The organism is Pseudomonas sp. NPDC086112 (genome assembly GCF_044746425.1).
In the GTDB taxonomy this organism is placed as follows: domain Bacteria; phylum Pseudomonadota; class Gammaproteobacteria; order Pseudomonadales; family Pseudomonadaceae; genus Aquipseudomonas.
In genome coordinates, this window is sequence record NZ_JBIVCD010000101.1 from 1 (window position 1) to 1,554 (window position 1,554).

General features: G+C 52.2%; 1 protein-coding gene and 1 tRNA gene. Both read right to left on the minus strand.

Annotated elements, in window-relative coordinates; genetic code table 11:
• Positions 1–144: 144 nt before the first annotated feature.
• Entirely contained in the window at positions 145–1,338 is a 1,194-nt protein-coding gene (tuf, locus tag ACIPLA_RS28230; RefSeq protein ID WP_007896619.1) for an elongation factor Tu, read from the minus strand.
• 84 nt (positions 1,339–1,422) lie between these two features.
• Positions 1,423–1,498 (minus strand) — tRNA-Thr (locus tag ACIPLA_RS28235).
• Positions 1,499–1,554: the final 56 nt, after the last annotated feature.

Consider the following 1,554-nt stretch of genomic DNA (forward strand, 5'->3'; position numbering starts at 1 on the left):
CCGGCTGCTATTCCCACCGAGCGCAATACGCCCGTTAAAAGGAGGCGCAATTCTATAGACGCCCCATATAGGTGTCAACCCAATAAAAAAGCCCCCGCTAAGCGGAGGCTTTTTCAACTCATCAAAGCTAACTCAAAAAAGAGCTTACTCGATGACTTTTGCTACGACACCAGCGCCGACGGTACGACCGCCTTCACGGATAGCGAAACGCAGACCGTCTTCCATTGCGATGGTTTTGATCAGGGTAACGGTCATTTGAACGTTATCACCCGGCATCACCATTTCAACACCTTCTGGCAGCTCACAGTTACCAGTCACGTCAGTTGTACGGAAGTAGAACTGTGGACGGTAGCCCTTGAAGAACGGAGTGTGACGACCGCCTTCTTCCTTGCTCAGAACGTAAACCTCAGCAGTGAACTTGGTATGCGGCTTGACAGTGCCGGGCTTGACCAGAACCTGGCCACGCTCAACATCATCACGCTTGGTACCACGCAGCAAAACGCCGCAGTTCTCACCCGCACGACCTTCGTCGAGCAGCTTGCGGAACATTTCAACACCAGTGCAAGTAGTTTTGACAGTGTCACGAAGACCAACAATCTCAACTTCTTCCTGAATGCGGACAATGCCACGCTCAACACGACCAGTCACAACAGTACCGCGACCGGAGATCGAGAACACATCCTCGATCGGCATCAGGAACGGCTTATCGATAGCACGCTCAGGCTGCGGAATATAGCTATCCAGAGTCTCGACCAACTTCTTGACAGCAGTAGTGCCCATCTCGTTGTCGTCTTGACCATTCAGCGCCATCAGCGCCGAACCAATGATGATCGGAGTGTCGTCACCTGGGAAATCGTAAGTGCTCAACAGATCACGCACTTCCATCTCAACCAGCTCCAGCAACTCAGCATCGTCAACCATGTCAGCCTTGTTCAGGAAGACAACGATGTACGGAACGCCAACCTGACGGGACAGCAGGATGTGCTCACGGGTTTGCGGCATCGGACCATCAGCGGCCGAGCAAACCAGAATCGCACCATCCATCTGCGCAGCACCGGTAATCATGTTTTTTACGTAGTCGGCGTGACCTGGACAGTCAACATGTGCGTAGTGACGCACAGCCGAATCGTACTCAACGTGAGCAGTGTTAATGGTGATACCACGAGCTTTTTCTTCTGGGGCGCTATCGATCTTGTCGAAGTCAACCTTTGCCGAGCCGAACACTTCGGAGCAGACGCGGGTCAGAGCGGCAGTCAAGGTCGTCTTGCCATGGTCTACGTGACCAATGGTGCCAACGTTGACGTGCGGCTTGTTACGTTCGAACTTTTCCTTAGCCATCGAAATCACCCCTAGCAGAAGAATTAAGCAAGTACTATCAGCCATTAAAACAAAGGCAGATATTTTCATATCTGCCTTGTTATATGGAGCTCTTGAGCGGATTTGAACCGCTGACCTCACCCTTACCAAGGGTGTGCTCTACCAACTGAGCTACAAGAGCGTAACACTTTGCAGGACCTGCAAACTTGGCGCGGGTAGCGGGAATCGAACCCGCAT

Excerpts from the sequence above, each read along its gene's own strand:
- tuf (WP_007896619.1), bottom strand. The coding sequence starts at position 1,338 with ATGGCTAAGGAAAAGTTCGAACGTAACAAGCCGCACGTCAACGTTGGC.